At 70.1% G+C, this 23,096-nt stretch carries 24 protein-coding genes; 21 read left to right on the forward strand and 3 right to left on the reverse strand.

Annotated elements, in window-relative coordinates:
• Positions 1–156: 156 nt before the first annotated feature.
• Positions 157–636, forward strand: coding sequence for a hypothetical protein (locus tag EGT67_RS18385; RefSeq protein WP_127917538.1), 480 nt, complete (start codon positions 157–159; stop codon positions 634–636).
• Between the two features lie 62 nt (positions 637–698).
• Complete coding sequence (locus EGT67_RS25135) at positions 699–866, forward strand: hypothetical protein (RefSeq protein ID WP_164877602.1); 168 nt, start codon at positions 699–701, stop codon at positions 864–866.
• Positions 867–886: 20 nt separating this feature from the next.
• Here the strand turns inward: EGT67_RS25135 and lexA are convergent, their stop codons facing one another.
• Positions 887–1,549, reverse strand: a complete 663-nt coding sequence (gene lexA, locus EGT67_RS18390; RefSeq protein ID WP_127917539.1) for a transcriptional repressor LexA — start codon at positions 1,547–1,549, stop codon at positions 887–889.
• An 89-nt stretch (positions 1,550–1,638) separates the two neighbouring features.
• Entirely contained in the window at positions 1,639–2,130 is a 492-nt protein-coding gene (locus EGT67_RS18395) for an inorganic diphosphatase (protein WP_114723448.1), read from the reverse strand.
• A 188-nt stretch (positions 2,131–2,318) separates the two neighbouring features.
• Between EGT67_RS18395 and dacB the strand changes: the two genes are divergently transcribed.
• The 4 genes from dacB to hpt are packed head-to-tail and all read left to right on the forward strand — an operon-like array spanning position 2,319 to position 6,340.
• Positions 2,319–3,728 carry a D-alanyl-D-alanine carboxypeptidase/D-alanyl-D-alanine endopeptidase gene (gene dacB / locus EGT67_RS18400; protein ID WP_127917540.1) on the forward strand — a complete coding sequence of 470 codons (1,410 nt, stop codon included), beginning with the start codon at positions 2,319–2,321 and terminating at the stop codon, positions 3,726–3,728.
• A gap of 24 nt (positions 3,729–3,752) precedes the next feature.
• The gene (locus EGT67_RS18405) at positions 3,753–4,805 is read left to right on the forward strand and encodes a zinc-dependent metalloprotease (RefSeq protein ID WP_127917541.1); all 1,053 of its coding nucleotides are present in this window, start codon (positions 3,753–3,755) and stop codon (positions 4,803–4,805) included.
• Positions 4,802–5,773, forward strand: coding sequence for a tRNA lysidine(34) synthetase TilS (tilS, locus tag EGT67_RS18410; protein WP_127917542.1), 972 nt, complete (start codon positions 4,802–4,804; stop codon positions 5,771–5,773). Before EGT67_RS18405 ends, tilS begins: the two co-directional genes overlap by 4 nt.
• A gap of 12 nt (positions 5,774–5,785) precedes the next feature.
• A complete protein-coding gene (gene hpt, locus EGT67_RS18415; RefSeq protein WP_127917543.1) occupies positions 5,786–6,340 on the forward strand; it encodes a hypoxanthine phosphoribosyltransferase in 555 nt (184 codons plus the stop codon).
• A gap of 4 nt (positions 6,341–6,344) precedes the next feature.
• On the opposite strand, the gene EGT67_RS18420 is transcribed toward hpt, so the two are convergent.
• Entirely contained in the window at positions 6,345–8,639 is a 2,295-nt protein-coding gene (locus tag EGT67_RS18420; RefSeq protein ID WP_127917544.1) for a serine/threonine-protein kinase, read from the reverse strand.
• A 121-nt stretch (positions 8,640–8,760) separates the two neighbouring features.
• Between EGT67_RS18420 and EGT67_RS18425 the strand changes: the two genes are divergently transcribed.
• The 15 genes from EGT67_RS18425 to lysS all read left to right on the forward strand — a co-directional run bounded on the left by EGT67_RS18425 (position 8,761) and on the right by lysS (position 23,036).
• Positions 8,761–10,113, forward strand: a complete 1,353-nt coding sequence (locus tag EGT67_RS18425) for an amidase (protein WP_127917545.1) — start codon at positions 8,761–8,763, stop codon at positions 10,111–10,113.
• 271 nt (positions 10,114–10,384) lie between these two features.
• Positions 10,385–12,751, forward strand: coding sequence for an ATP-dependent zinc metalloprotease FtsH (ftsH, locus tag EGT67_RS18430; protein WP_127917546.1), 2,367 nt, complete (start codon positions 10,385–10,387; stop codon positions 12,749–12,751).
• 84 nt (positions 12,752–12,835) lie between these two features.
• On the forward strand, positions 12,836–13,453 hold the full coding sequence (gene folE, locus EGT67_RS18435) for a GTP cyclohydrolase I FolE (protein WP_127917547.1): 618 nt from the start codon (positions 12,836–12,838) through the stop codon (positions 13,451–13,453).
• Between the two features lie 32 nt (positions 13,454–13,485).
• On the forward strand, positions 13,486–14,334 hold the full coding sequence (gene folP / locus EGT67_RS18440) for a dihydropteroate synthase (protein ID WP_127917743.1): 849 nt from the start codon (positions 13,486–13,488) through the stop codon (positions 14,332–14,334).
• Positions 14,327–14,728: a dihydroneopterin aldolase gene (gene folB, locus EGT67_RS18445; protein WP_127917548.1), complete on the forward strand. Its 402-nt coding sequence runs from the start codon at positions 14,327–14,329 to the stop codon at positions 14,726–14,728. Before folP ends, folB begins: the two co-directional genes overlap by 8 nt.
• Positions 14,725–15,231, forward strand: coding sequence for a 2-amino-4-hydroxy-6-hydroxymethyldihydropteridine diphosphokinase (gene folK, locus EGT67_RS18450; protein WP_127917549.1), 507 nt, complete (start codon positions 14,725–14,727; stop codon positions 15,229–15,231). The genes folB and folK overlap by 4 nt, the downstream gene beginning before the upstream one ends.
• Positions 15,232–15,236: 5 nt before the next feature.
• The gene (locus EGT67_RS18455; protein ID WP_127917550.1) at positions 15,237–15,704 is read left to right on the forward strand and encodes a DUF3180 domain-containing protein; all 468 of its coding nucleotides are present in this window, start codon (positions 15,237–15,239) and stop codon (positions 15,702–15,704) included.
• Positions 15,705–15,784: 80 nt separating this feature from the next.
• On the forward strand, positions 15,785–16,858 hold the full coding sequence (locus tag EGT67_RS18460; RefSeq protein ID WP_127917551.1) for a DUF6779 domain-containing protein: 1,074 nt from the start codon (positions 15,785–15,787) through the stop codon (positions 16,856–16,858).
• A gap of 159 nt (positions 16,859–17,017) precedes the next feature.
• Positions 17,018–17,944, forward strand: coding sequence for a Rossmann-like and DUF2520 domain-containing protein (locus EGT67_RS18465; protein WP_127917552.1), 927 nt, complete (start codon positions 17,018–17,020; stop codon positions 17,942–17,944).
• Positions 17,945–17,951: 7 nt separating this feature from the next.
• Positions 17,952–18,896 carry a pantoate--beta-alanine ligase gene (gene panC / locus EGT67_RS18470; RefSeq protein WP_127917553.1) on the forward strand — a complete coding sequence of 315 codons (945 nt, stop codon included), beginning with the start codon at positions 17,952–17,954 and terminating at the stop codon, positions 18,894–18,896.
• A 32-nt stretch (positions 18,897–18,928) separates the two neighbouring features.
• On the forward strand, positions 18,929–19,351 hold the full coding sequence (gene panD, locus EGT67_RS18475; protein WP_127917554.1) for an aspartate 1-decarboxylase: 423 nt from the start codon (positions 18,929–18,931) through the stop codon (positions 19,349–19,351).
• 4 nt (positions 19,352–19,355) lie between these two features.
• Positions 19,356–20,168 (forward strand): type III pantothenate kinase, encoded by an 813-nt coding sequence (locus tag EGT67_RS18480; protein WP_127917555.1) that lies wholly within the window; start codon positions 19,356–19,358, stop codon positions 20,166–20,168.
• 153 nt (positions 20,169–20,321) lie between these two features.
• The gene (locus EGT67_RS18485; protein ID WP_127917556.1) at positions 20,322–20,879 is read left to right on the forward strand and encodes a cysteine dioxygenase; all 558 of its coding nucleotides are present in this window, start codon (positions 20,322–20,324) and stop codon (positions 20,877–20,879) included.
• Positions 20,876–21,298 carry a rhodanese-like domain-containing protein gene (locus EGT67_RS18490; RefSeq protein WP_127917557.1) on the forward strand — a complete coding sequence of 141 codons (423 nt, stop codon included), beginning with the start codon at positions 20,876–20,878 and terminating at the stop codon, positions 21,296–21,298. The genes EGT67_RS18485 and EGT67_RS18490 overlap by 4 nt, the downstream gene beginning before the upstream one ends.
• Positions 21,299–21,527: 229 nt before the next feature.
• Positions 21,528–23,036, forward strand: a complete 1,509-nt coding sequence (gene lysS / locus EGT67_RS18495; RefSeq protein ID WP_127917558.1) for a lysine--tRNA ligase — start codon at positions 21,528–21,530, stop codon at positions 23,034–23,036.
• Positions 23,037–23,096 lie beyond the last annotated feature (60 nt).

Here is a 23,096-nt window from a genome sequence, read left to right on the forward strand (position 1 = left end):
ACACATCGCCGCGGGGGACGTGGCTGAACGCTCCGGTTCCCTTTCGTCCTCGCAGTGCCGGCCGCCCGACGTCGCGGCGCGGGTACCCTTCCGAAAACGATCTCCTGTCATGGGGATCGGTCGCGCTGCACAGCAGCGGAATTGGGGAGGAACCGCATGAGGAAGCAAATCGGGGGCCGCATCGCGATCGCCGTTGCCGCACTCTCGGCAGCGACGTTGCTCGGCTCCGGGGCGGCTGCCGCGGCACCGGTGCCGGTGCGTGCCCTGGACACCTGGGCGCTGTCGGACGACATCGGGCGGTGCGGCATCGTCCGGATCCCGATGACCGTGGGACTGACCAGCGGATGGCCCGGTGCCGAGGCGTACATTCTGCTGTCCCCGGAGTTCTACGGCCCGGACCTGACCCACCAGGTGACCCAGTGCTTGATCGCGGTGACCGTGCACTGGGAGAACCTCGACACCGGCGTCACCGGCAGCCGCACCGTGTATCCGATGGACAGCCGGGAGAACCGCGTCTACCAGACCTCCGGGAACGCCGCGTCCGTCGCGTCGGGACTCGGGCGGGTGCGGTTCTGGCTCAGCACCGAGACCCCCCACGTGTCGGCGCCGCCGATCGAGGCCGTCATCTCGCTCTGATGTCGTGCCGGCGCGGGTGCTCGAGGCCTGCGATCTCGTCGCGCAGCGAGTAGAAAAGCAGGATGGGGAGGCAGGGAACCGTCGTGCTCTACGTGCTCACCCTCGTCGCCGTCGTGGTCGCGGTGGACGTCCTGTTCCTCAGGAACCATTTCTGGGCACGGCTGATCGTGAACATCGGAATCGTGCTGGTGTTCACGGGTTTCTACATGAGGTTCCTGAAGGGCTCGTGAGCATCCGGTGCGAGCGGAGCTCAGATCCGCCGCATCACCGACACCACCTTGCCGAGGATGACCGCCTCGTCGCCGTCGATGACCTCGTACGCCGGATTGCGGGGCTCGAGGTAGACGTGCCCGTTCCGCCGGCGCAGCACCTTCACGGTGGCCTCGCCGTCGATCATCGCGGCGACGATCTCGCCCGAGTGGGCCTCGTCCTGGCGGCGCACCACCACCGTGTCGCCGTCGCAGATCGCCGCGTCGACCATCGACTCGCCGCGCACCCGCAGCGCGAAGACGGTGCCCGAGCCGACCAGCTCACGCGGCAGCGACAGCACCTCGTCGGTGTGCTCCTCCGCGAGAATCGGTGCGCCGGCGGCGATGTCACCGACGACAGGCACCGCCACCGAGTTCTCCGCCGACCGGCCCGGCGCCGACCCGGCCAGGAACGGCCGCACGTCCAGTTGCCGGGTCATCGACCCACCGCGACGGAGGAACCCCTTGTCCTCCAGGCTCTTCAGGTGCTTCGACACCGACGACGTCGACCGCAGGCCCACCGCGTCCGCGATCTCACTAGTGCTCGGCGGGCACCCGTGTGCGTCCGCCCAGTCGCGGATCGTCACCAGGATCCGCTGCTGGCGGGGCGGCAGGGTGTTGGCGTCGAGGCCGCCGAACATGTCGAGATCGTCGTAACCGGTCACCCGGCGAATCGTAGTGGGGCCGGTGACCGGCCCCGGAAACAGTGAAGGGGTGGGACCACATCCGTGGTCCCACCCCTTCACCGGGAAGCTCAGTGCCCGCCGTTGGCCTTCAGGCGCTCGACGGCCTCCGCGATGACCTTCTCGGCCTCGGCGCGGCCGACCCAGTCGGCGCCGGTGACGTGCTTGTTCGGCTCGAGATCCTTGTAGTGCACGAAGAAGTGCTTGATCGCGTCCAGCTCGAACTGCGCGACGTCCGCGAGATCCTGGATGTGATCCCAGCGCGGGTCGCCCGCCGGCACGCACAGCACCTTGTCGTCGCCGCCGGCCTCGTCGACCATCTTGAACATGCCGACCGGGCGGGCCTCGACGATGACGCCGGGGAAGACCGACTCGGGCAGCAGCACCATCGCGTCCAGCGGATCGCCGTCCTCGCCGAGGGTGTTCTCGATGTAGCCGTAGTCGGCCGGGTACCCGAAGGAGGTGTAGAGGTAGCGGTCCAGCTTCACGCGGCCGGTCTCGTGGTCGACCTCGTACTTGTTGCGCTGGCCCTTGGGGATTTCGATGGTGACGTCGAACTCCACGTCTTGTCCTCACTGTCTGGGTGTTCCGGCTGTCTGCCTCGCCCGCCTGGGTGACGGTTCGGGAAAAGGGTAGCGGGTCGGAGATACTGTGTGATGCAGGTGCCGGGCGCTCTCCCGGCCCTCGCGCGAAACTGTCTGAGCGGTCCGCGGACGTGCGGAACGGGAATGCTGTGCGATTCGGAGGGAAGTTGGCGGGCGAGGGAAAGAAGAAGATCGGCATTCTGGCCGAACGCCGACGGCGCAACGTCCGGATCCTGATGTCGCTCGCCGCCGTCCTCGTCCTGGCCGCCGCCGGCACCACCATCGTGCTGGTGCAGCGGGGGACCGCGACCGCCGCGCAGGAGGTCGCCGCGACCTCGCCGGAGCCGTCCCCGATCACCGCCGCACCCCAGGTCGTCCCGGTGCCCGACGACGCCCCGGTCCCCACCCCGCAGGCCCTGGCCGCGGCACTCGCGCCGGTCGTGGCGAACCCCGAGCTCGGTGCGTTCACCGGTTCGGTGGCCGACGCCGAGACCGGCACCGTGCTGTGGAGCCAGAATCCCGATGCGCCGATGACGCCGGCGTCGACGACCAAGATCCTCACCTCCGCGGCCGCGCTGCTCACCCTGCCCGCCGACCACCGTGTCGCGACCCAGGTGGTGCAGGGATCGCGGCCCGGCGAGCTGGTGCTGGTCGGCGAGGGCGATCCGACGCTCACCGCGCAGCCGGTGGGGCAGCCGAGCTACTACCCGGGCTCGCCCCGCATCGCGGATCTCGTCGAACAGATCCGTCGTGCGGGCGCCCAGGTGGACAGCATCGTCGTCGACACCGGCGCGTACACGGGGCCGACGATGGCGGAAGGCTGGATGCCCGCCGACGTCGCCGCCGGCTACATCGCGCCCACCGAACCGGTCATGATCGACGGTGCGCGGATCGACCCGTTCGGCGACGACTCGCCGCGCAGCGACACCCCCGCGCTCGACGCCGGACGCGTCCTCGCCCAGGCGCTCGGCGTCGACCCGGCCCGGGTGACGCTCGGCAAGGCCCAATCCGGCGCCGCCCCCGTCGCGAGCGTGCTGTCCGCGCCGCTGCGCGACCGGCTCGGCCAGATGATGCGCAAGTCCGACAACGTGCTCGCCGAGGCGATCGCACGCGAGGTGGCTGCCGCGAAGAACGCCGAACGGTCGTTCGCCGGCGCCACCGAGTCGGTGACGCGGGCGCTCTACGACGCCGGATTCAAGACCGACGGGCTGATCCTGCACGACGGCAGCGGCCTCTCCGTCGACAACCGCATCCCGGCCCGCCTGCTCACCGACGTCCTGACCGCGGCGGCCGGCGACGCGAAGCCGCAGCTGCGGCCGATGCTCGACGACCTGCCCGTCGCCGGCGCCACCGGCACCCTGTCCGACCGGTACGCGTCCGGCGACCGGACCGGCGCCGGATGGGTGCGGGCCAAGACGGGAACGCTGTCGGTCGCCAGCGTGTTGACCGGATACGTCGTCGACGTCGACGGCCGAGTGCTGACGTTCACGCTGATGTCCAACGATCGCCCGCCGGAGGTGAGCCGTCCGGCACTCGACGCGGTCGCCGCGGTTCTGCGGCAGTGTGGATGCAGGTGAGTTGCAAGGGGAAGTGAGCCACAGGTGACGGAGTCGGAGAGCGGGTTCGCGGGCGCGGTGGACTGGGGTCTGGCCGCGCGCACGGGCGCGCGCCTGGCTCCGGCGGGACCGTCGACGTCCCGGTACACCGCGCAGGCCGTCGTCGCCGAACTGGAGAGCGCATCGATCCGCGCCGAGGGACCCGTCCGGGACGTCACCGGACTGGCCGACGGGCTGCCGATCCCGTCCGCTCAGGTGGTGGACCGGGCCGGCTGGATCCGCGCCGCCGCCCACTCGATGGCGCAGCTCACCGGATCCGACATCGATCCCGCGCAGCGTTCCCTGATCTCCGGTAAACCCGGCGGGGTGCAGGCCGGGGCGATGCTCGCGTACCTGTCGTCGGCGATCCTCGGCCAGTACGACCCGTTCACCGGCGAACACGGCACGCTGCTGCTCGTCGCGCCCAACGTGCTGCAGGTGGAACGGACCCTGAAGGTGCCGCCCGCCGACTTCCGGCTGTGGGTGTGCCTGCACGAGGTCACCCACCGCGTCCAGTTCTCGTCGGCGCCGTGGATGGCCGACTACATGCGCGACGCCGTCGCGACGCTCGGCGAGGCGTCGGACGAACCGATGTCCGAGTTCGTCGCGCGGCTGTCCGCCGCCCTGCGGGAACGCCGCCGCGGCGACGACGTGCCCGCCGACCAGCGCGGCATCGTCGGGCTCGTCCGCGCCACGCAGGCCGAACCGCAGCGCCTGGCGCTCGACCGGATGCTCGTGCTCGGCACGGTGCTCGAGGGCCACGCCGACCACGTGATGGACGCCGTCGGACCGGACGTCGTGCCGTCCGTCGTGCGCATCCGCCAGGCGTTCGACGCGCGCCGCCGGCGCCGGACGAACCCCGTGCAGCGACTGGTGCGCGCGCTGCTGGGCATGGACGCCAAGATGGCGCAGTACGTGCGCGGCAAGCGCTTCGTCGACGCCGTCGTCGACCGGGTCGGGATGGACCGCTTCAACACGGTCTGGACCGGGCCCGACACCCTGCCCACCCTCGACGAGATCGAGAACCCCGACGCCTGGATCGCCCGGGTGCTGGGGTGACCCTCCTGCCGGAGGCGCCCGCGATCCTCGAGGTGCGGCACGCGGTCCGGGCGTGGCTCGCACGCCACGAGCCCGCCGGCGGGGTGGTCGTCGCGCTGTCCGGCGGGGCCGACTCCCTCGCCCTCGCCGCCGCCACCGCGGCGGAGGCACCGTCGGTGCGGGCGCTCGTCGTCGACCACCGGTTGCAGGACGGCTCGGGGGAGGTGGCCGCCGTCGCCGCGTCCCGGGCCCTCGACCTCGGGTGCGCCCGCGCCGACGTCGTGCCCGTCGACGTCGCCGGACCCGGCGGCCTCGAAGCGGCCGCCCGCGCCGCCCGGTACGCGGCGCTCGAGGCAGGCCGCGGCGGGCATCCCGTCCTGCTCGGCCACACCCTCGACGACCAGGCCGAGACCGTGCTGCTGGGGCTGGCCCGCGGATCGGGCGGACGGTCGATCCGCGGCATGGCCGAGTACGACGCCCCGTGGGGCCGGCCGCTGCTCGGGGTGCGACGGGACACGACCCGGCGCGCCTGCGCCGAGCTGGGGCTGCGGCCCCACGAGGATCCGCACAACGCCGACCCCGGCTTCACCCGGGTTCGGCTGCGCACCGAGGTGCTCCCGCTGCTCGAGGACGCCCTCGGCGGCGGTGTCGCCGGCGCGCTCGCCCGCACCGCCGAACACCTCCGCGAGGACGGTGAGGTGCTCGACACACTCGCCGGGCAGACGCTGGCGTCCGCGAAGGACGGCGACGACCTCGTCGTCGAGCGCCTCGCCCCGGTCCCCGTCGCGGTGCGGCGCCGGGCGCTGCGGCTGTGGCTGCTCGAGCGCGGCGCCAAGGCGTTGACCGACAAGCAGTTACGGGCCGTCGACGAGCTGATCGGGCGGTGGCGCGGGCAGGGTGGGGTCGCCGTCGGAGGCGGTAGACCGGGAGTCAGGTTGGTTGCTTCCCGGCGGCGTGGCAGGCTGTCGGCGGGGTTCGTGAACGACTGAAGGGAATGCTCCGTGTACGAGGGCGACATCGCATCGGTACTGATCTCCGAGGAGCAGATCAAGGAGCGCACGGCCGAACTGGCCGAGGCGATCGCCGAGCGCTATCCGGTCGGTGCGCCCGAGGGCGACCTGCTGCTGGTCGGCGTCCTCAAGGGCGCGATCTTCTTCATGACCGACTTCGCGCGGGCCCTGCCGATCCCCACCCAGATGGAATTCATGGCCGTCAGCTCGTACGGCTCGTCGACGTCGTCGTCCGGCGTCGTGCGGATCCTCAAGGACCTCGACAAGGACATCGCCGGCCGCCACGTGCTGATCGTCGAGGACATCATCGACTCCGGTCTGACGCTGTCGTGGCTGATGCGCAACCTCAAGACCCGCAACCCGGCGTCGCTCGAGGTCGTCACGCTGCTGCGCAAGCCCGAGGCGTGCAAGGTCGACGTCGAGGTCGCGCACGTCGGTTTCGACATCCCCAACGAGTTCGTCGTCGGCTATGGCCTGGACTACGCCGAGCGCTACCGCGACCTGCCCTACATCGGCACCCTCGACCCCAAGGTGTACGGCGGATAGTCCGCTACGACACCACGCGTTCGAGCGCCCGCAGATCCTCCTCGAGCAGGCGGAACAGCCAGTACACGAGCACGAACGCGATCACGCCGCCGACGCACAGCACCCGCACCGCGTAGACGACGAGGGAGATCTCGTCGGGGGACAGGAACGTCACCCCGGCGACCCCGACCAGCGGCACCGACGCGGCCACCGCGAGGTAGAGGGTGCTGCGACGGTCGAGCCCGCGTAGCCGCCGCTCGTCGCTGCTGCTGGTGATGCCGTGCGGCAGCAACGACGGATACAGGCAGCGCACCGCGTAGAACGTCACCAGGAAGAACGGGTACGCGACCGCCACCGCGCCGCACACGATCTGCGATCCCAGGAAATGCACGTAGGCGCCCTGCGGCAGCCCGCCCGCCGCGATCTGCAGCGCGACCGGGAACGCGATACCGGCGACGACCCACAGCGCGAAGACGACCGCGACGATCCGGTCGCCCATCTGCAAGGTGTCGGCGCGCGCTCGCGCGAGGGCCGCGGCGTCGTAGCTCCGGCCCTTGCGCAGACCGCGCGGAACCGAGATCACGTGCCGGCACAGGTACACGATCAACAGGAACCCGAGCGGGAAGAGAATGCTGTTGATCACCTGCGAGATCTCGACGAACCGCTGCTGCGCGTGCGGGGACAGTTCGTCGATGATGAGCGTCTGGTTGTGGTGGTAGTTGTAGACCGCCGCCAGCGCGTTCGGCACACCCACGCCCAGCGCGACGATCGGGATCATCCACGGCCGAAGCCGGTACCGCCAGCTGTTCGGCGGCGGATCGACGAGGTCGCGGGCCCGCGCGTCGAGGCACAGGTCCAGCTGCTGCGCGAGTTCCGCGCCCGTCGCCCAGCGGTCCTCCGGATCCGGTTCCAGGCACGTCAGCAGCACCCGGCGCAGCGCCGCCGGGCAGTCGTCGGGCAGCTCGTCCTGGAACCGCGGGTCTATCTCGCGTCGGCGCAGTTCCAGCATCCGCTCGAGCGACGTCGCCGACTCGCCGGCGCCGCTTTCGTCCGCGAACGGGCGCCGGCCCGTCAGCAGCTCCCACAGCATCACCCCGAGCGCGTAGATGTCGCTGCGGGCGTCGAGGTCCGTCGCCGTGCCGGGCAGGTCCGGATGGCAGGCCTCGAGCTGCTCCGGCGACATGTAGGCCAGCGATCCGCCGAAATACGCGACCGGACTGGTCCCCGAGACGCGGTCGCTGAAACTGATGTTGAAGTCCGCCAGCTTGGGGACCCCCTCCGACGTCAGCAGCACGTTCGCGGGCTTGATGTCGCGGTGCAGGACCCCGTGGTCGTACGCGTAGTCGAGGGCGTCGGCGAGGCGGCGGCCCAGCCACGCGACCGTCTCCGGCCAGCTGAGCGCCGCGATCTCGTCGCGGACGCTCGAATCGCTCGGCCGGATCTCGCCCTTGCGTTCGAGGACCGCGTCGATCGATTCGAGCAGCAGCCGCCCCGACCGGGGATGTTCCGGATCGGGCGGGTTGTCCCGCACCCGCCGCAGGACGTCGAGCAGCGTGCCGCCCGGCACGTACTGCATGTACAGCAACTTGAGTTCGCGGTCGCTCAGGAGCCGCTGATCGAACACCCGCACGATGTAGTCGTGGTCCAGCTGGGCCAGCGTCTGCGGTTCGGTGCCGTGATCGTGGGACACCTTCACCGCCACGATCCGCTGCATCGACCGCTGCCGGGCCAGGAACACGCGGGCGAAGGACCCCCGGCCCAGCGCGGTCAGCAGATCGAAGTCGTCGATGCAGTCGCCGACGTCGACCTGCTCGAGGGCGCGCTGCGCGCCCGGCTGCGCGATCAGAGTGCTGCGGTAGTCGTCGGGGCCGTCGATCATCGCCGCCACCTGTCCCGCGTTCTCGGGGAACTCGCGGACGTACGCGTCCGCGTCCACGGCGTGACCGCCGCGGCGCCGGAGGTGGAAATCCTCGTAGATCAGGTCGACCGGCAGCGGCTTCGACTGCAGTTCGGGAAACTCCGCGCGGTACGCCGACAGCGGTTTGGGCAGGTCGGCGTGCAGCAGCCGGTACTCGAGATCGACCTTCACCAGTTCGACGATCGCGGCCCGGCGCAACGCGTCACCGACCGGAAGACCGCCGGGCAGGAACGACTCGATGTCGGGGGGCGCGTCGGTGGCCTCCCATTCGGCGGCGAACCGGGCGACCACGTCGGCGAGGAACGAGACCGTGCGGGAGCCCGGATCCGGAGCGGGTCCGCCGTCGATCGTCGTCGCGGTACCCGCCGGATCGGCGTCTCTCGATCGAACTGGACCGTCCATCGCTCGCCACCGTCCGCAGATGGGGGAGGTGCGCCGGATTTTCGCAAGGTTACGAAAGGTGGGGCGAACTCACCCCTCGGGGTACTCGAAATGATATCGCCGACGGACGCATACTCGGCAGGTGCGAGATCCCTTGACCGTGGAGTTCACCGCCGTTTCCATCGCCGCCCGGGTGCGCTCCGGCGTGCTGTCGCCGGTTGCCGCCGTCGACGATGCGCTCCGCCGGATCGAACGACGCGACCCCCGGATCCACGCCTTCGTGCGGGTCCGGGGGGAGCGGGCCCGCGCCGAGGCCGAGGCGCTCGCGCAGCGCCCGGACCTCGCGGACCTGCCCCTGGCCGGGGTTCCCGTCGCGATCAAGGACAACGTCCGGGTCCAGGGCGAACCGATGCGAGACGGCTCGGCGGCGACCGATCCCACCCCGTCGGCGCACGACCACCCGACGGTGGCGCGGCTCCGGGCGGCCGGGGCGATCCCGATCGGGCTGACCGCGGTGCCGGAACTGTGCGTGTGGGGCGCCGTCGACTCGCCGGGCACGATCACCCGGAACCCGTGGAACCCGGATCGTGTCCCGGGCGGTTCGTCCGGCGGTTCCGCCGCCGCCGTCGCCGACGGCATGGTGCCGATCGCGCTGGCCGCCGACGGCATGGGCTCGATCCGGATCCCGTCGGCCGCGTGCGGCGTCTTCGGCATCAAGCCGGGCCGCGGGGTGGTGCCGTCCGAGTTGGGTGCGAGCTCCTGGTTCGGGCTGGCGGAGAACGGACCGATCGCCTCGACCGTCGAGGACGCGGCACTGATGCTGTCGGTGCTGGCCGACGACCCCGAGGTCGGACTGATCCCGGAACCGCGGCCGCTGCGGATCGGGGTCTCGGCCAGCCTGCCGTCGCCGATCCTGCGGGTCGACGCCGAGTGGGCGGCCGGGCTCGACAAGACCGCGGCGGCACTCGCGGAGGCGGGTCACCGGACGGAGACGACACGCGTGCCGTATCCGCCGAACATGACGGCGGCCTTCGCTCGCTGGCTGGCCGGCACCGCCGACGACGCCGCCGATCTCGATCCGGCGCTGCTGCAGCGGCGCACCCGCCGGCACGTCGCTCTCGGCCGGGCGATCAAGCGTGCGGGTCTGGTGCGGCAGTCCCAGGTGGACCGGCTCGAGCAGCGGATGCTCTGCTTCTTCTCCGCGTTCGACGTCGTGTTGACGCCGTCGCTCGCCCAGCCGCCGATCGAAGCGCTCGCGTGGAGCGAGAAGTCATGGGCGGCCAACGTTGTCGCGAATGTACGATATGCACCGTTCAGCGCCATGTGGAACGTGCTCGGCTGGCCCGCCGCGAGCGTGCCGGTCGGTATGCATTCCGAGTCCCGGACGCCGCTCGCGGTGCAGATCGTCGCGCCGCCGGGCGGTGAACGGACCGTCCTCGCGGTTGCCGCCGAACTCGAGCGTCGACAGGGCTGGCCGCGCCACGCTCCTGTGTGAGATGCGGCACGAACGGTCCCTCGATGGGCGGTTTCCTCCCGGAACGGGAACCGGAGCGGGGGTGGCGTGCGTTGAAACCATTGACGCCACTCCTCGGAGACTTCTCCGACGTGGCTGGCTGCTACCAGGCATCGAGCATCGTCGTCGCGGTAATCTGAGGTGTCCGGACAGCCGGAAGGTCCACCTGCCGGCCGAGCCGGACCGGTGACTCAGTACCTGCACGAGCGTAGCCCGCACTACCGAAAGGACCGGCCTCCGTGGCCGAACCTGTATGAACCGCAAGACTGTGTTCCGCAACCTGGCGATAGTCGCCGGAGTCCTGTTGGTGATCTACGCCTTCACGTACTTCGGCAACGACACGCGCGGGTTCAAGTCGGTCGACACCTCGGTGGCGATCTCGCAGCTCGACGCCAAGAACGTCGACAAGGCGCAGATCGACGACCGCGAGCAGCAGGTGCGTCTGTGGCTCAAGAGTGGCAACGACTCCACCGACGGCAAGACCGAGATCATCGCCAAGTACCCGAGTGCGGCGTCCGAGCAGATCTTCGACAAGGTCTCCGGTTCCGGGGCGCAGGAGTACAACACCAGCGTCACCCAGGAGAGCTGGCTGACGTCGCTGCTGCTGTTCGTGCTGCCGATGGTGCTGCTGCTCGGCATCTTCTTCTTCGTGATGAACCGCATGCAGGGTGGCGGCCGCGGCGGAATGATGGGCTTCTCCAAGTCGAAGGCGAAGCAGCTGTCGAAGGACATGCCGCGGACGACCTTCGCGGACGTCGCCGGTGCCGACGAGGCGGTCGAGGAACTCTACGAGATCAAGGACTTCCTGCAGAACCCGGCGCGGTACCAGGCGCTGGGCGCCAAGATCCCCAAGGGTGTGCTGCTGTACGGCCCGCCCGGCACCGGTAAGACGCTCCTCGCGCGCGCCGTCGCGGGCGAGGCCGGCGTCCCGTTCTTCACGATCTCCGGTTCGGACTTCGTCGAGATGTTCGTCGGTGTCGGCGCCTCGCGCGTGCGCGACCTGTTCGAACAGGCCAAGCAGAACAGCCCGTGCATCATCTTCGTCGACGAGATCGACGCCGTCGGCCGCCAGCGTGGTGCGGGCCTCGGCGGCGGCCACGACGAGCGCGAGCAGACCCTGAACCAGTTGCTCGTCGAGATGGACGGCTTCGGCGACCGCACCGGCATCATCCTGATCGCCGCGACCAACCGCCCCGACATCCTCGATCCGGCGCTGCTGCGACCGGGCCGCTTCGACCGTCAGATCCCGGTCGGCAACCCCGACCTCGCGGGCCGGCGCGCCATCCTGCGGGTCCACTCGCAGGGCAAGCCGCTCGACCAGAACGCCGATCTCGAGGGGCTGGCCAAGCGCACGGTCGGCATGTCGGGCGCGGACCTGGCGAACGTCATCAACGAGGCCGCGCTGCTCACGGCCCGCGAGAACGGCACCGTGATCACCGAGGCGGCCCTGGAAGAGTCCGTCGACCGCGTGATCGGCGGCCCGCGCCGCAAGAGCCGGATCATCTCCGAGCACGAGAAGAAGATCACCGCCTACCACGAGGGCGGTCACACGCTCGCGGCCTGGGCGATGCCGGACATCGAGCCGATCTACAAGGTCACGATCCTGGCCCGCGGCCGCACCGGCGGTCACGCGATGACCGTTCCCGAGGACGACAAGGGCCTGATGACGCGGTCCGAGATGATCGCGCGACTGGTCATGGCGATGGGCGGCCGTGCCGCCGAGGAACTCGTGTTCCACGAGCCCACCACCGGTGCGTCGTCGGACATCGACCAGGCCACCAAGATCGCCCGCGCGATGGTGACCGAGTACGGCATGAGCGCCAAGCTCGGCGCCGTCCGGTACGGCCAGGAGCAGGGCGACCCGTTCCTGGGTCGTTCGATGGGGATGAACTCCGACTACTCGCACGAGGTCGCCCGCGAGATCGACGAGGAGGTGCGCAACCTCATCGAGGCCGCGCACACCGAGGCGTGGGCCATCCTCAACGAGTACCGCGACGTCCTCGACGAGCTGGCGCGCCAGCTGCTCGAGCGTGAGACGCTGACCCGTAAGGACCTCGAGGAGATCTTCACGACGGTCGAGAAGCGTCCGCGGATCACCGCGTTCAACGAGTTCGGGGATCGCGTCCCGTCCGACAAGCCGCCGATCAAGACGCCGCGCGAGCTCGCGATCGAGCGCGGCGAGACGTGGCCGCCGGAGACCGAGCCCGCGCAGGCGGCGCCCCGGGCTCCGCAGCCCACGTTCGCGCAGCGCGAGACCGCGCCGCCGCTCAACGGTCACACGGCCCCCGAGCCGGCATACGGCTATCCCGCCCACCCGGCGGGTCCGCCGTCGCCGCCGTCGGCGCCGGTGCAGGGCACCCGACCCGACTACGGCGCCCCCGCCGGATGGTCCGCGCCGGGCTGGCCGCCGCGGGAGCCGACCGACCACGGCACCGGGCAGCACGGTCAGCACGGTCAGCAGAGCGGGTGGCAGCCGTACCCGCAGTGGGAGCCCCCGCAGCAGCAGCGACCGACGGGCCCCGAGAACGGTTCGGGTCGTCCACCTGGCGATAACGGGACCGGACGGTCTGACGGTGACTCTCCGACTCAGGTCTGGGAGGGCCCGAGCGGCTCGCAGTAGTTCGCTCGCAACTAGGCTTGGCCCAGGCCCACCCGTGCTGGTGTGGGCCTGGGCGTTCAGCCCCGATACTGGAGGTGCGGTCGGTTGTCGGTGAATCAGTTGGGGAGTGAGACGGTCGCGCTCATGACGGGTAGGCCGTTCGACCAGGCGCGCGCCGAGGCTGCCGTTCGTGAGTTGCTGATCGCGGTCGGCGAGGATCCCGACCGTCCGGGACTCCTCGACACCCCGGGTCGGGTGGCGCGGGCGTACCGCGAGGTGTTCGCGGGCCTGTACACCGATCCGGACGACGTGCTGAACACGACGTTCGACGAGGGGCACCAGGAGATGGTCCTCGTCCGTGACATCCCGATGTACTCGACCTGCGAGCATCACCTGGTCTCGTTCCACGGTGTCGCGCACGTCGGCTACATCCCCGGGCCGACGGGTCGGGTCACCGGCCTGTCGAAGTTGGCGCGGCTGGTCGACCTGTACGCCAAGCGGCCCCAGGTGCAGGAGCGTCTGACGAGCCAGATCGCCGACGCGCTCGTGCGCAAGCTCGACCCGCGCGGCGCGATCGTCGTCATCGAGGCCGAGCACCTGTGCATGGCGATGCGCGGAATCCGCAAGCCCGGCGCGAGCACCACGACGTCGGCGGTGCGCGGACTGTTCCAGTCGAACTCCGCGTCCCGTGCCGAAGCTCTGGATCTGATTCTCCGCAAGTGATCGCGTTACCGAACCCCGGCCGGCCCATCGTGATGGGCGTTCTCAACGTGACCGTCGATTCGTTCTCGGACGGCGGTCGATTCCTGGACCGGGACGTGGCCGTCGAGCACGGCCTGCACCTGCACCGACTCGGCGTCGACATCGTCGACGTCGGCGGTGAGTCCACGCGCCCCGGCGCCGTGCGGGTCGATCCCGAGGTCGAGGCGGCGCGTGTCGCGCCCGTGATCGCGGCGCTCGCCGCGGAGGGCGTCACCGTCAGCGTCGACACGATGCGGGCGTCGGTGGCGCAGGCGGCGATCGAGGCGGGCGTCTCCATCGTCAACGACGTCTCGGGTGGCCGCGCGGACGCCGACATGGCCCGGGTGGTCGCAGACGCGGGTGTGCCGTGGATCCTGATGCACTGGCGTCCCGCGGGCGAGTTCGTGCACGCCGGCGGATCGACGCACTACGACGACGTGGTCCGTGACGTGCGCGACGAGCTGATGGTCCAGGTGGACGCAGCGGTGGCGGCGGGCGTCGATCCCACGTCGCTGGTATTGGATCCGGGGCTCGGGTTCGTCAAGGAACCGGACCACAACTGGCAGCTGCTGCACCGCCTGCCGGAGCTGGTCGAGCTGGGGTTCCCGGTGCTGATCGGGGCGTCGCGCAAACGGTTCCTCGGCTCGTTGCTCGCGGACGCGGACGGCGTCGTCCGGCCGCCGGCGGGCCGCGAGGTGGCGACCGCGGTGATCTCGGCGCTCGCCGCGACGCACGGCGCGTGGGGTGTGCGGGTCCACGACGCCCAGGCCTCGCTCGACGCGATCGCGGTCGCGGAGGCGTGGACGCGCGGGTCCCAGAGCCCGAGTCGCGGTGGGGAGACGCCAGGAGGTGGCAGTGAGTGACGGCAGTGATGTCGCGGGCGATCGAATCGAGTTGCGGGGACTGAAGGTTCGCGGCAACCACGGCGTGTTCGAGCACGAGAAGCGTGACGGGCAGGACTTCTTCGTCGACGTGACCCTGTGGATGGACCTGGCGCCGGCCGCGGCGTCGGACGATCTGAAGGACACGTTCGACTACGGCGAGCTGGCGCAGCGCGCCGCCGCGATCGTCGGGGGTCCGTCGCGGGACCTGATCGAGACGGTGGCCGCGGAGATCGCGGACGACGTGATGCGCGACGGGCGGGTGCGACGGGTCGAGGTGGTGTTGCACAAGCCGTCGGCGCCGATCCCGTTGACGTTCCAGGATGTCGCCGTCGTGGCGACGCGCTCGCGGGCCGCGGTCGGGGTCGCCCGGTGAGCCGGGCGGTGCTGTCCATCGGATCCAACATCGGGGACAGCCTCGCGCACCTGCAGGGCGTCGTCGACGGGCTGCGCGAGTGGATCGTCGCGGTCTCGCCCGTCTACGCGACGGCCCCGTGGGGCGGTGTCGAGCAGCAGGACTTCCTGAACGCGACGCTGATCGTCGACGACCCCGGCACCGACTGCCGGGGATGGTTGCGGCGCGGGCAGCGGCTCGAGGCCGACGCCGACCGTGTGCGTGAGCTGCGGTGGGGGCCGCGCACGCTGGACGTCGACGTCGTGACGTGCGACGGGATCCGCAGTGACGACCCGGAGCTGACGCTGCCGCATCCGCGCGCCCACGAGCGGGCTTTCGTGCTGGTGCCGTGGCTCGACGTGGAACCCGACGCGACGCTCGCGGTCGGAGGGGACACCGAGCGGGTGGACGCGCTGCTCGCGCGACTCGACGCGGAGGAAGTGGCCGGAGTTCGCCGGACGTCGCTGCAGCTGGAACTACGGTAACTGTGATGAAGCCGACGCGGATCTGGGACTTGTTGTCGCTGGCACTCGTTGCCGCGGTAGCCACCTGGTTGCTGGTCCGCGTCTCGTACGGTTCGCTGCCGCCCGTCCCCGCCTACGCCGGGGCCTCGTTATACCCGGTGGCGCTGATCGAGGTGGTGTTGGCATTCGTGATCCGGGCGCGGGTGCGGGACCACGCGATCGGCCCGGGTCCGCGTCAGCTGCATCCGATCACCGCCGCCCGTGCCGCGGCGCTGGCGAAGGCGTCGGCGCTGGTCGGCGCCGCGAGTGCGGGGGTGTGGGCGGGCTTTCTGGTCTTCCTGTGGCCGAAGCGCTCGGAGCTGTCGGCGGCGGTCTCGGACAGCCCGGGCGCGATCATCGGATTGATCGCCGCGATTCTGTTGGTGGGAGCGGCGCTGTGGCTCGAACACTGTTGCCGGACGCCGGACGAGCCGCCGGACCAGCCTGCCCACTGACCTGTGTAAACGGGCAAATCGGATGAACGCCCCGTTCAGCTCCGCTGAGTTCCTCCTTGAGTGCCGCTACCCTGATCTGCATGACGGTTCCGGGTCGCGCTAAGTCTGTACGCCGCAACCGCCGCAGTGCTAGCCAGATGATCGTGGCCGGGCTCGTGGTGCTGGCCGTTGCCGCTTCTCTGCTGCTGATCTTCAGCGAGAGTGTCCAACTGCTCCGCGTGGGTTTGGTGATCGCGCTGTGGGCCGCGACGCTGGGCGCCATCGCGATGACGAAGTACCGCCGCGAGTCGGCTCTGGACAAGGCAAAGGTTCGTGACCTGCAGAAGGTGTACGAACTGCAACTCGAACGCGAGATCAGCGCGCGCCGCGAGTACGAGTTGGGCGTCGAGGCGCGGGTGCGCGGCGAACTCGGAGCCGAGGCCGAGACCATGAAGGCGCTGCGCGAGGAACTTGCCGCGCTCCGCCGCAACCTCGAGGTGCTGTTCGACGGCCGCCTCCCGGAGGACCGCGTCGCACTGCGCGCGGAGTCGACGCGGGTCCAGGAGTTGGCGGGCAGTTACCAGCCGGCCGCGTCGGGCCTGTTCGTCCCCGGGGCTCAGAAGTCCGCCCGTGATCAGTCGCGACAGCCGGCGCCGCAGGGCCCGGGCTTCGCGAACCCGTACGACGACCCCGTCACGGCGGAGACGACGGTGATCCCGCCGATCGACGTCGAGGCAGTCGACGCCGCCGAGGCCGAGGCGCCCGCGAAGGCGCCGGAACCCGTGCGCGCGAAGACCCCCGCACCCGCCAAGGCGCCGGAGCCCGTTCGCGTGACGGCGCCCACGAAGGCACCGACCCCCGGGAAGGCGCCGGCACCGGCGAAGGAAGCGCCTCGGGTGCAGGCGCCGGCACCCGCAAGGGAAGCGGCTCCGGCGAAAACCCCTGTTCCGGTGGTGCAAGAGGCGCCTGTCGGCGCGCCCGATCAGGTCGTGGAGTCGGATGCGCAGGCGGGGGACTCGCGGCCGGCGCCGCGCCGCTCGCGCCGGCTGGCGGAGGACGCCGAGGATTCCGGCGGCGCGCACTCGAACGGCCTGTCGGTCGCCGAGATCATGGCCAACCTCGAGTCCGCGAATTCGGGCGACGGAGAGCCGCGCCGGCGTCGTCGCGCCGAGTAGGCCGACTGGTGCTCGGCCGGGCCGCGGGCCCGGTCCCCGGCTCGAGTGAGTGATAGATCACGTCGACGGCACGTGGCGGCGCGTCTTCGCGCGGCGCTATTCTCTCCGCAGGACGTCTGGTACCCGCCGAGCGGGACTGGAACGAACGAGAGGACGAAAGTGACCTCCTTCGGGATCACTAACGGACCCGCGCCTGCACGATTGACGGTTGGACTCGTCTCGGCGGGACGGGTCGGAACAGCAATCGGTGCCGCACTCGAGCGGGTCGGACATGTCGTGGTCGCGTGTGCCGCGGTCTCCGACGCATCCATCCACCGCGCCGAGACGCGCCTTCCGGACACCGAGATCCTGCCGGTGCCCGACGTCGCGGCCCGCGCCGAACTGTTGATCCTCGCCGTTCCCGACGACGAACTCGCCGGCCTGATCAAGGGTCTGGCCGCGACCGAGGCGGTGCGCCCCGGCACGATCGTCGTCCACACCTCCGGTGCCAACGGCATCGGGATCCTCGAACCACTCACCGCGCAGGGCGTCGTGCCGCTGGCGATCCATCCCGCGATGACCTTCACGGGTCACGCCGAGGACACCGCCCGGCTGTCCGACGCCTGCTTCGGGATCACCGCCGCCGACGACATCGGCTACGCGATCGGCCAGTCGCTCGTGCTGGAGATCGGTGGCGAGCCGGTTCGGGTCCGCGAGGACGTCCGCGCGCTGTACCACGCGGCCCTCGCACACGGCAGCAACCACCTGGTCACGCTGGTCGTCGACGCGGTCGAGGCGCTGCGCGTGGCGCTCGAGGGCCAGGAACTGATGGGTCAGGAACTCGTCGGCGGCGATCCCAACGGGCTGCCGGAGCGGGTGTTGCGTCCGCTGCTGTCCGCGGCGCTCGACAATGCGCTCCGGCGCGGGCAGTCGGCGCTGACCGGGCCCGTCGCGCGTGGCGATGCCGCCGCGGTAGCCAAGCACCTCGAGGTTCTCGGGGACGTCGACCCGCAGTTGGCCGCCGGATACCGGGCACTGTCGTTGCGAACCGCGCAGCGCACGGGCTCGAAGCCGGCACTGATGGATGTACTCGAGGATCGAGGATGAGCAAGGAATGGGCACTGTGACCGAAGCATCTGCACTGCAGGGCGGATACAAGCGCGGCGAACTGACCGTGCACCACGACCCCGCGATCCTGACGCGGGTGTCGAAGGCGCTGCGCGGCGTGGGCCGCCAGGTCGCGCTCGTCCCGACGATGGGTGCACTGCACGCCGGCCACATCGAGCTGGTGCGCCAGGCCAAGCTGACCGGCGCGGTGGTGATCGTGTCGATCTTCGTCAACCCGCTGCAGTTCGGCGCGAACGAGGATCTCGACGCGTACCCCCGCATGCTCGACGCCGACCTCGAACTGCTGCGCGCAGAGGGAGTCGAGTTGGTGTTCGCGCCCACCGCGTCGGCGATGTACCCGGAGGGCCCGCGCACCACCGTGCTCCCCGGTCCGCTGGGCGCCGACCTCGAGGGGCAGAGCCGGCCGACGCACTTCGCCGGCATGCTCACCGTCGTCGCGAAGCTGCTGCAGATCGCCGCCCCCAACGCCGCGTTCTTCGGTGAGAAGGACTACCAGCAGCTCACGCTCATTCGGCAGATGGTCCGCGACCTCAACTTCGACGTGCGGATCGTCGGCGTGCCGACGGTCCGTGAGCAGGACGGCCTGGCGCTGTCGTCCCGGAACCGTTACCTCGATCCGGAGCAGCGGCAGCTGGCCACCACGCTGTCGGCGGCGCTCGTCGCCGGCGCCCACGCCGCCGCCGGCGGTGCGGACGCGATCCTCGCGACCGCGCGTGAGGTGCTCGCAGCCGTGCCCGAGGTCGAGGTGGACTACCTCGAGGTCCGCGCGGCGGATCTCGGTGTGGCCCCCGAGCGGGGCGACGGCCGACTCCTCGTCGCGGCCCGGATCGGCACCACCCGACTGATCGACAACGTCGGTGTCGCGGTGGGTACCGGATTCCTCGAACGCGACGCGCAGGCAAGCGATCCCGCCGTCGCAGACATCTACTGACCTCCAGTCCCACCGAAACCGAAGGGCCGAACATGCTGCGCACCATGATGAAGTCGAAGATCCACCGTGCCACGGTCACCCACGCCGACCTGCACTACGTGGGTTCGGTGACCGTCGACCAGGATCTGATGGAGGCGGCCGACCTGCTCGAGGGCGAGCAGGTGACGATCGTCGACATCGACAACGGCGCCCGCCTCGAGACGTACGTGATCACCGGTGAGCGTGGCTCGGGTGTCATCGGAATCAACGGTGCCGCAGCGCATCTGGTCAACCCCGGTGATCTCGTCATCCTCATCGCCTACGGCGTGATGAACGAGCAGGAGATCCGCGAGTACGCGCCGCGCGTCGTGTTCGTGGACGCCGACAACAAGCCGGTCGAGCTCGGTTCGGACCCCGCGCACGCGCCCGAGGGTTCCGGCCTGATCACGCCCCGGATGCTCTCCAGTCTGGTGTAGGGCGGTGCTCCTCACCGTCGACGTCCGGAACACCAACATCGTTCTCGGACTGTTCACCGGCAGCGGTTCCCACTCGAAGCTGGTGCAGGACTGGCGGATGCGCACCGACCCGCGGCTGACCGCCGACGAGTTGGCGCTCAAGTTCCGGGGACTGCTGGGCGCGAACGCCGAACAGGTCACCGGCGTCTCGGCGCTGTCGACGGTGCCGTCGGTGCTGCGCGAGATCCGGGTGATGCTGGGCCGCTACTGGGATCACGTCCCGCACGTCGTGGTCGAGCCCGGAGTGCGCACCGGGGTTCCCCTCCTGGTCGACAACCCCAAGGAGGTGGGTGCCGACCGCATCGTCAACAGTCTTGCGGCGCACCATTTCTACGACAGTGCGTGCATCGTCGTGGACTTCGGCACCTCGACGTGTGTCGACGTCGTGTCCGCGAAGGGGGAATTCCTCGGCGGCGCAATCGCTCCCGGTCTGGAGATCTCCACCGACGCGCTGGCGCAGCAGTCCGCCGCGCTCCGCAAAGTCGAACTGGTGCGACCGCGGTCGGTGGTCGGCAAGAACACCGTCGAATGCATGCAGTCCGGTGCCGTGTTCGGGTTCGCCGGCCTGGTCGACGGATTGGTCAGACGAGTTCGACAGGAGCTCACGGCATTCGGAGGCACGGACGTCGCCGTGATCGCGACGGGCGACAGCGCGCCGCTGATCATGCCGGAGTGCGAGACGGTCGAGCATCACGAACCGGACCTCACGCTCGAGGGGCTGCGACTGGTGTACGAGCGCAACCTCGCCCGTCGCGGAGCGCGCCGCACCGAGATCTGAGACGGGCGTCACCGGGGCGGCAGGGCTGCGTGGGGTTCCGTCCGCGCCGATGTTGTGTCACACTGTTCGACATGTTCCGTTGCATGAGCGCCCAGGAGTGTTGTCGAGGCTGAACGCCGCCTCGACCAATTTCACTTTCCTGGAGCTCTGCTCATGCTTTCTGCGTATTCTCTCGACGTTTCCACGTCCACGTCCGATTTCAGCTCGCTGCCGACCCGGCTGCGCCCCGCTGACCTGCTGCGTCTCACCGATCAGGCCGCCGCCGAGGTCCTCGAGGGCCGCCACGACCACCTGCTGCCGTCGTCCTTCCCGACCGGCGAGCGCTGGTCGACCCGCCTCCACTCCGACGACGACGTCGATCTCTGGCTGATCAGCTGGGTCCCGGACCGGTCGACCGAATTGCACGACCACGCAGGATCTTTGGGCGCGCTGACGGTGCTGAGCGGCACCCTCGCCGAGTACCGCTGGACCGGCGGCGAACTCCGTCGCCGGACGCTCGAGGCCGGCGATCAGGCGGCGTTCCCGCTCGGGTGGGTGCACGACGTGATGCGTGCCCCCGGACCCGTCACCGACAGCACCGAACCCACGCTGAGCGTGCACGCATACTCGCCGCCGCTCACCGCAATGTCCTTCTACGAGGTCACCGGGCAGAGCGCGTTGCGCCGTACCCGCACCGAGCTGACCGATCTGCCCGAAGGGGGCCACAAGTGACCATCGACGAAATGCTCGACGACGCCCGCGCTCAGCTCGACCGCATGTACGTGTTCGAGATCGCGGCGGCCGTCCGCCGCGGCGCGATCTTCGTGGACATCCGCCCGCAGGCCCAGCGCGCGCTCGAAGGCACCCTGCCCGGGGCGCTCGCGATCGAGCGCAACGTCCTCGAGTGGCGGCTCGACCCCACCAGCAGCGCGCACCTGGCGCTGGCCGTCGACCACGACGTCGAGTGGGTGATCGTGTGCTCCGAGGGCTACACCTCGAGCCTGGCGGCGGCGTCGCTGCGGCAGTTGGGTCTGAACAAGGTCACCGATCTGGTCGGCGGCTACAAGGCGATCAAGTCGGCCGGCCTGCTCGGCGCCCTGATCGCGCAGACGCACTGCGTCCGCGAGCTGGCGACGGTCTCCGCGCACTGACCGCTGCCGCCGTGGCCGAATGTCACATCGGTTCAGTTCGACTGAACGCGTGTGACATTCGGTCAGAGGAGCGGGGTGCCGTCCGGCGAGCCCGGACGGGAACCGAACCGTCCGGACGCTCCGGACGGGCGTCCGTTCCGCCCCGCGCCGGCATCCCGTGCGGTGGCCGAGAGCGTCGCCGTGCTACCGGCGCCATCTCGACTGATGCCGCCCTATAGTCTTGTACCCCGTGAGTGAAGCACCCGCCCAGCCAGTCGACGACACCCCCGAGCAGCTCCGGATCCGCCGCGAGAAGCGGGAGCGTCTGCTCGCTCAGGGTCAGGAGCCGTACCCGGTGTCGGTTCCGCGCACTCATTCGCTCGCGGAGATCCGTGCCAAGTACCCCGACCTGGAGCCGGATGCGAGCACCGGCGACATCGTCGGCGTGGTCGGCCGCGTCATCTTCGTCCGCAACACCGGCAAGCTGTGCTTCGCGACGCTGCAGGAGGGTGACGGCACCCAGCTGCAGGCGATGCTGAGCCTGGCGAACGTCGGCGAGGACGCGCTCGCGGCGTGGAAGTCCGACGTCGACCTGGGCGACTTCGTGTTCGTCCACGGTGAGGTGATCAGCTCGCGTCGCGGTGAGCTCAGCGTCATGGCCGACGCATGGCAGATGGCGGCGAAGTCGCTGCGCCCGATGCCGGTCGCGCACAAGGAGATGAGCGAGGAGTCTCGCGTGCGTCAGCGCTACGCGGACCTGATCATCCGCCCCGAGGCCCGCGACATGGCGCGCAAGCGCGTCGCCGTGGTGCGCGAGCTGCGCAACGCGCTCGAGCGTCGCGGCTTCCTCGAGGTCGAGACCCCGATGCTGCAGACCCTGCACGGTGGCGCCGCCGCCCGCCCGTTCGTCACGCACTCGAATGCGCTCGACATCGACCTGTTCCTGCGCATCGCACCGGAGCTGTTCCTCAAGCGCTGCGTCGTCGGCGGTATCGAGAAGGTCTTCGAGATCAACCGCAACTTCCGTAACGAGGGCGTCGACTCGACGCACTCGCCGGAGTTCGCGATGCTCGAGACGTACGAGGCCTACGGCACGTACGACGACTCGGCGAAGATGACCCGGGAGCTGATCCAGGAGGTCGCGCAGGCGGCGTTCGGTACACAGGTCGTCACCCTCGCCGACGGCACCGAGTACGACCTCAGCGGTGAGTGGAAGACGATGGAGATGTATCCGTCGCTGTCCGCCGCGATCGGCGTCGAGGTCACCCCGGAGACCACCGTCGAGGAACTGCTGGCGCTGGCCGCCAAGGTCGGCCTGGAGGTCCCGAAGGACAAGGGATACGGCCACGGCAAGCTGGTCGAGGAGCTGTGGGAGCACCAGTGCGGCGATCAGCTGTACGAGCCCACGTTCGTCCGGAACTTCCCGGTCGAGACGTCGCCGCTCACCCGTCAGCACCGGAGCCTGCCGGGCGTGACGGAGAAGTGGGATCTCTATGTTCGCGGATTCGAACTCGCGACGGGGTATTCCGAGCTGGTCGATCCGATCATCCAGCGCGAGCGTTTCATGGATCAGGCGCGACTCGCCTCGGCGGGTGACGACGAGGCCATGGTCCTCGACGAGGAGTTCCTGGCCGCGATGGAGCAGGGCATGCCTCCGACCACCGGTACCGGTATGGGAATCGATCGTCTCCTCATGGCTCTCACGGGATTGGGAATCCGGGAAACCATCTTGTTCCCAATTGTCCGGCCCTCGCGCTGACCGGGAGTTTTCAATTCGCTATTGACGAGTCTTCGAAATCGGTGATTCGGGGGTACCATT

The sequence above is a fragment of the Prescottella agglutinans genome (genome assembly GCF_004011865.1).
Lineage (GTDB): Bacteria > Actinomycetota > Actinomycetes > Mycobacteriales > Mycobacteriaceae > Prescottella > Prescottella agglutinans.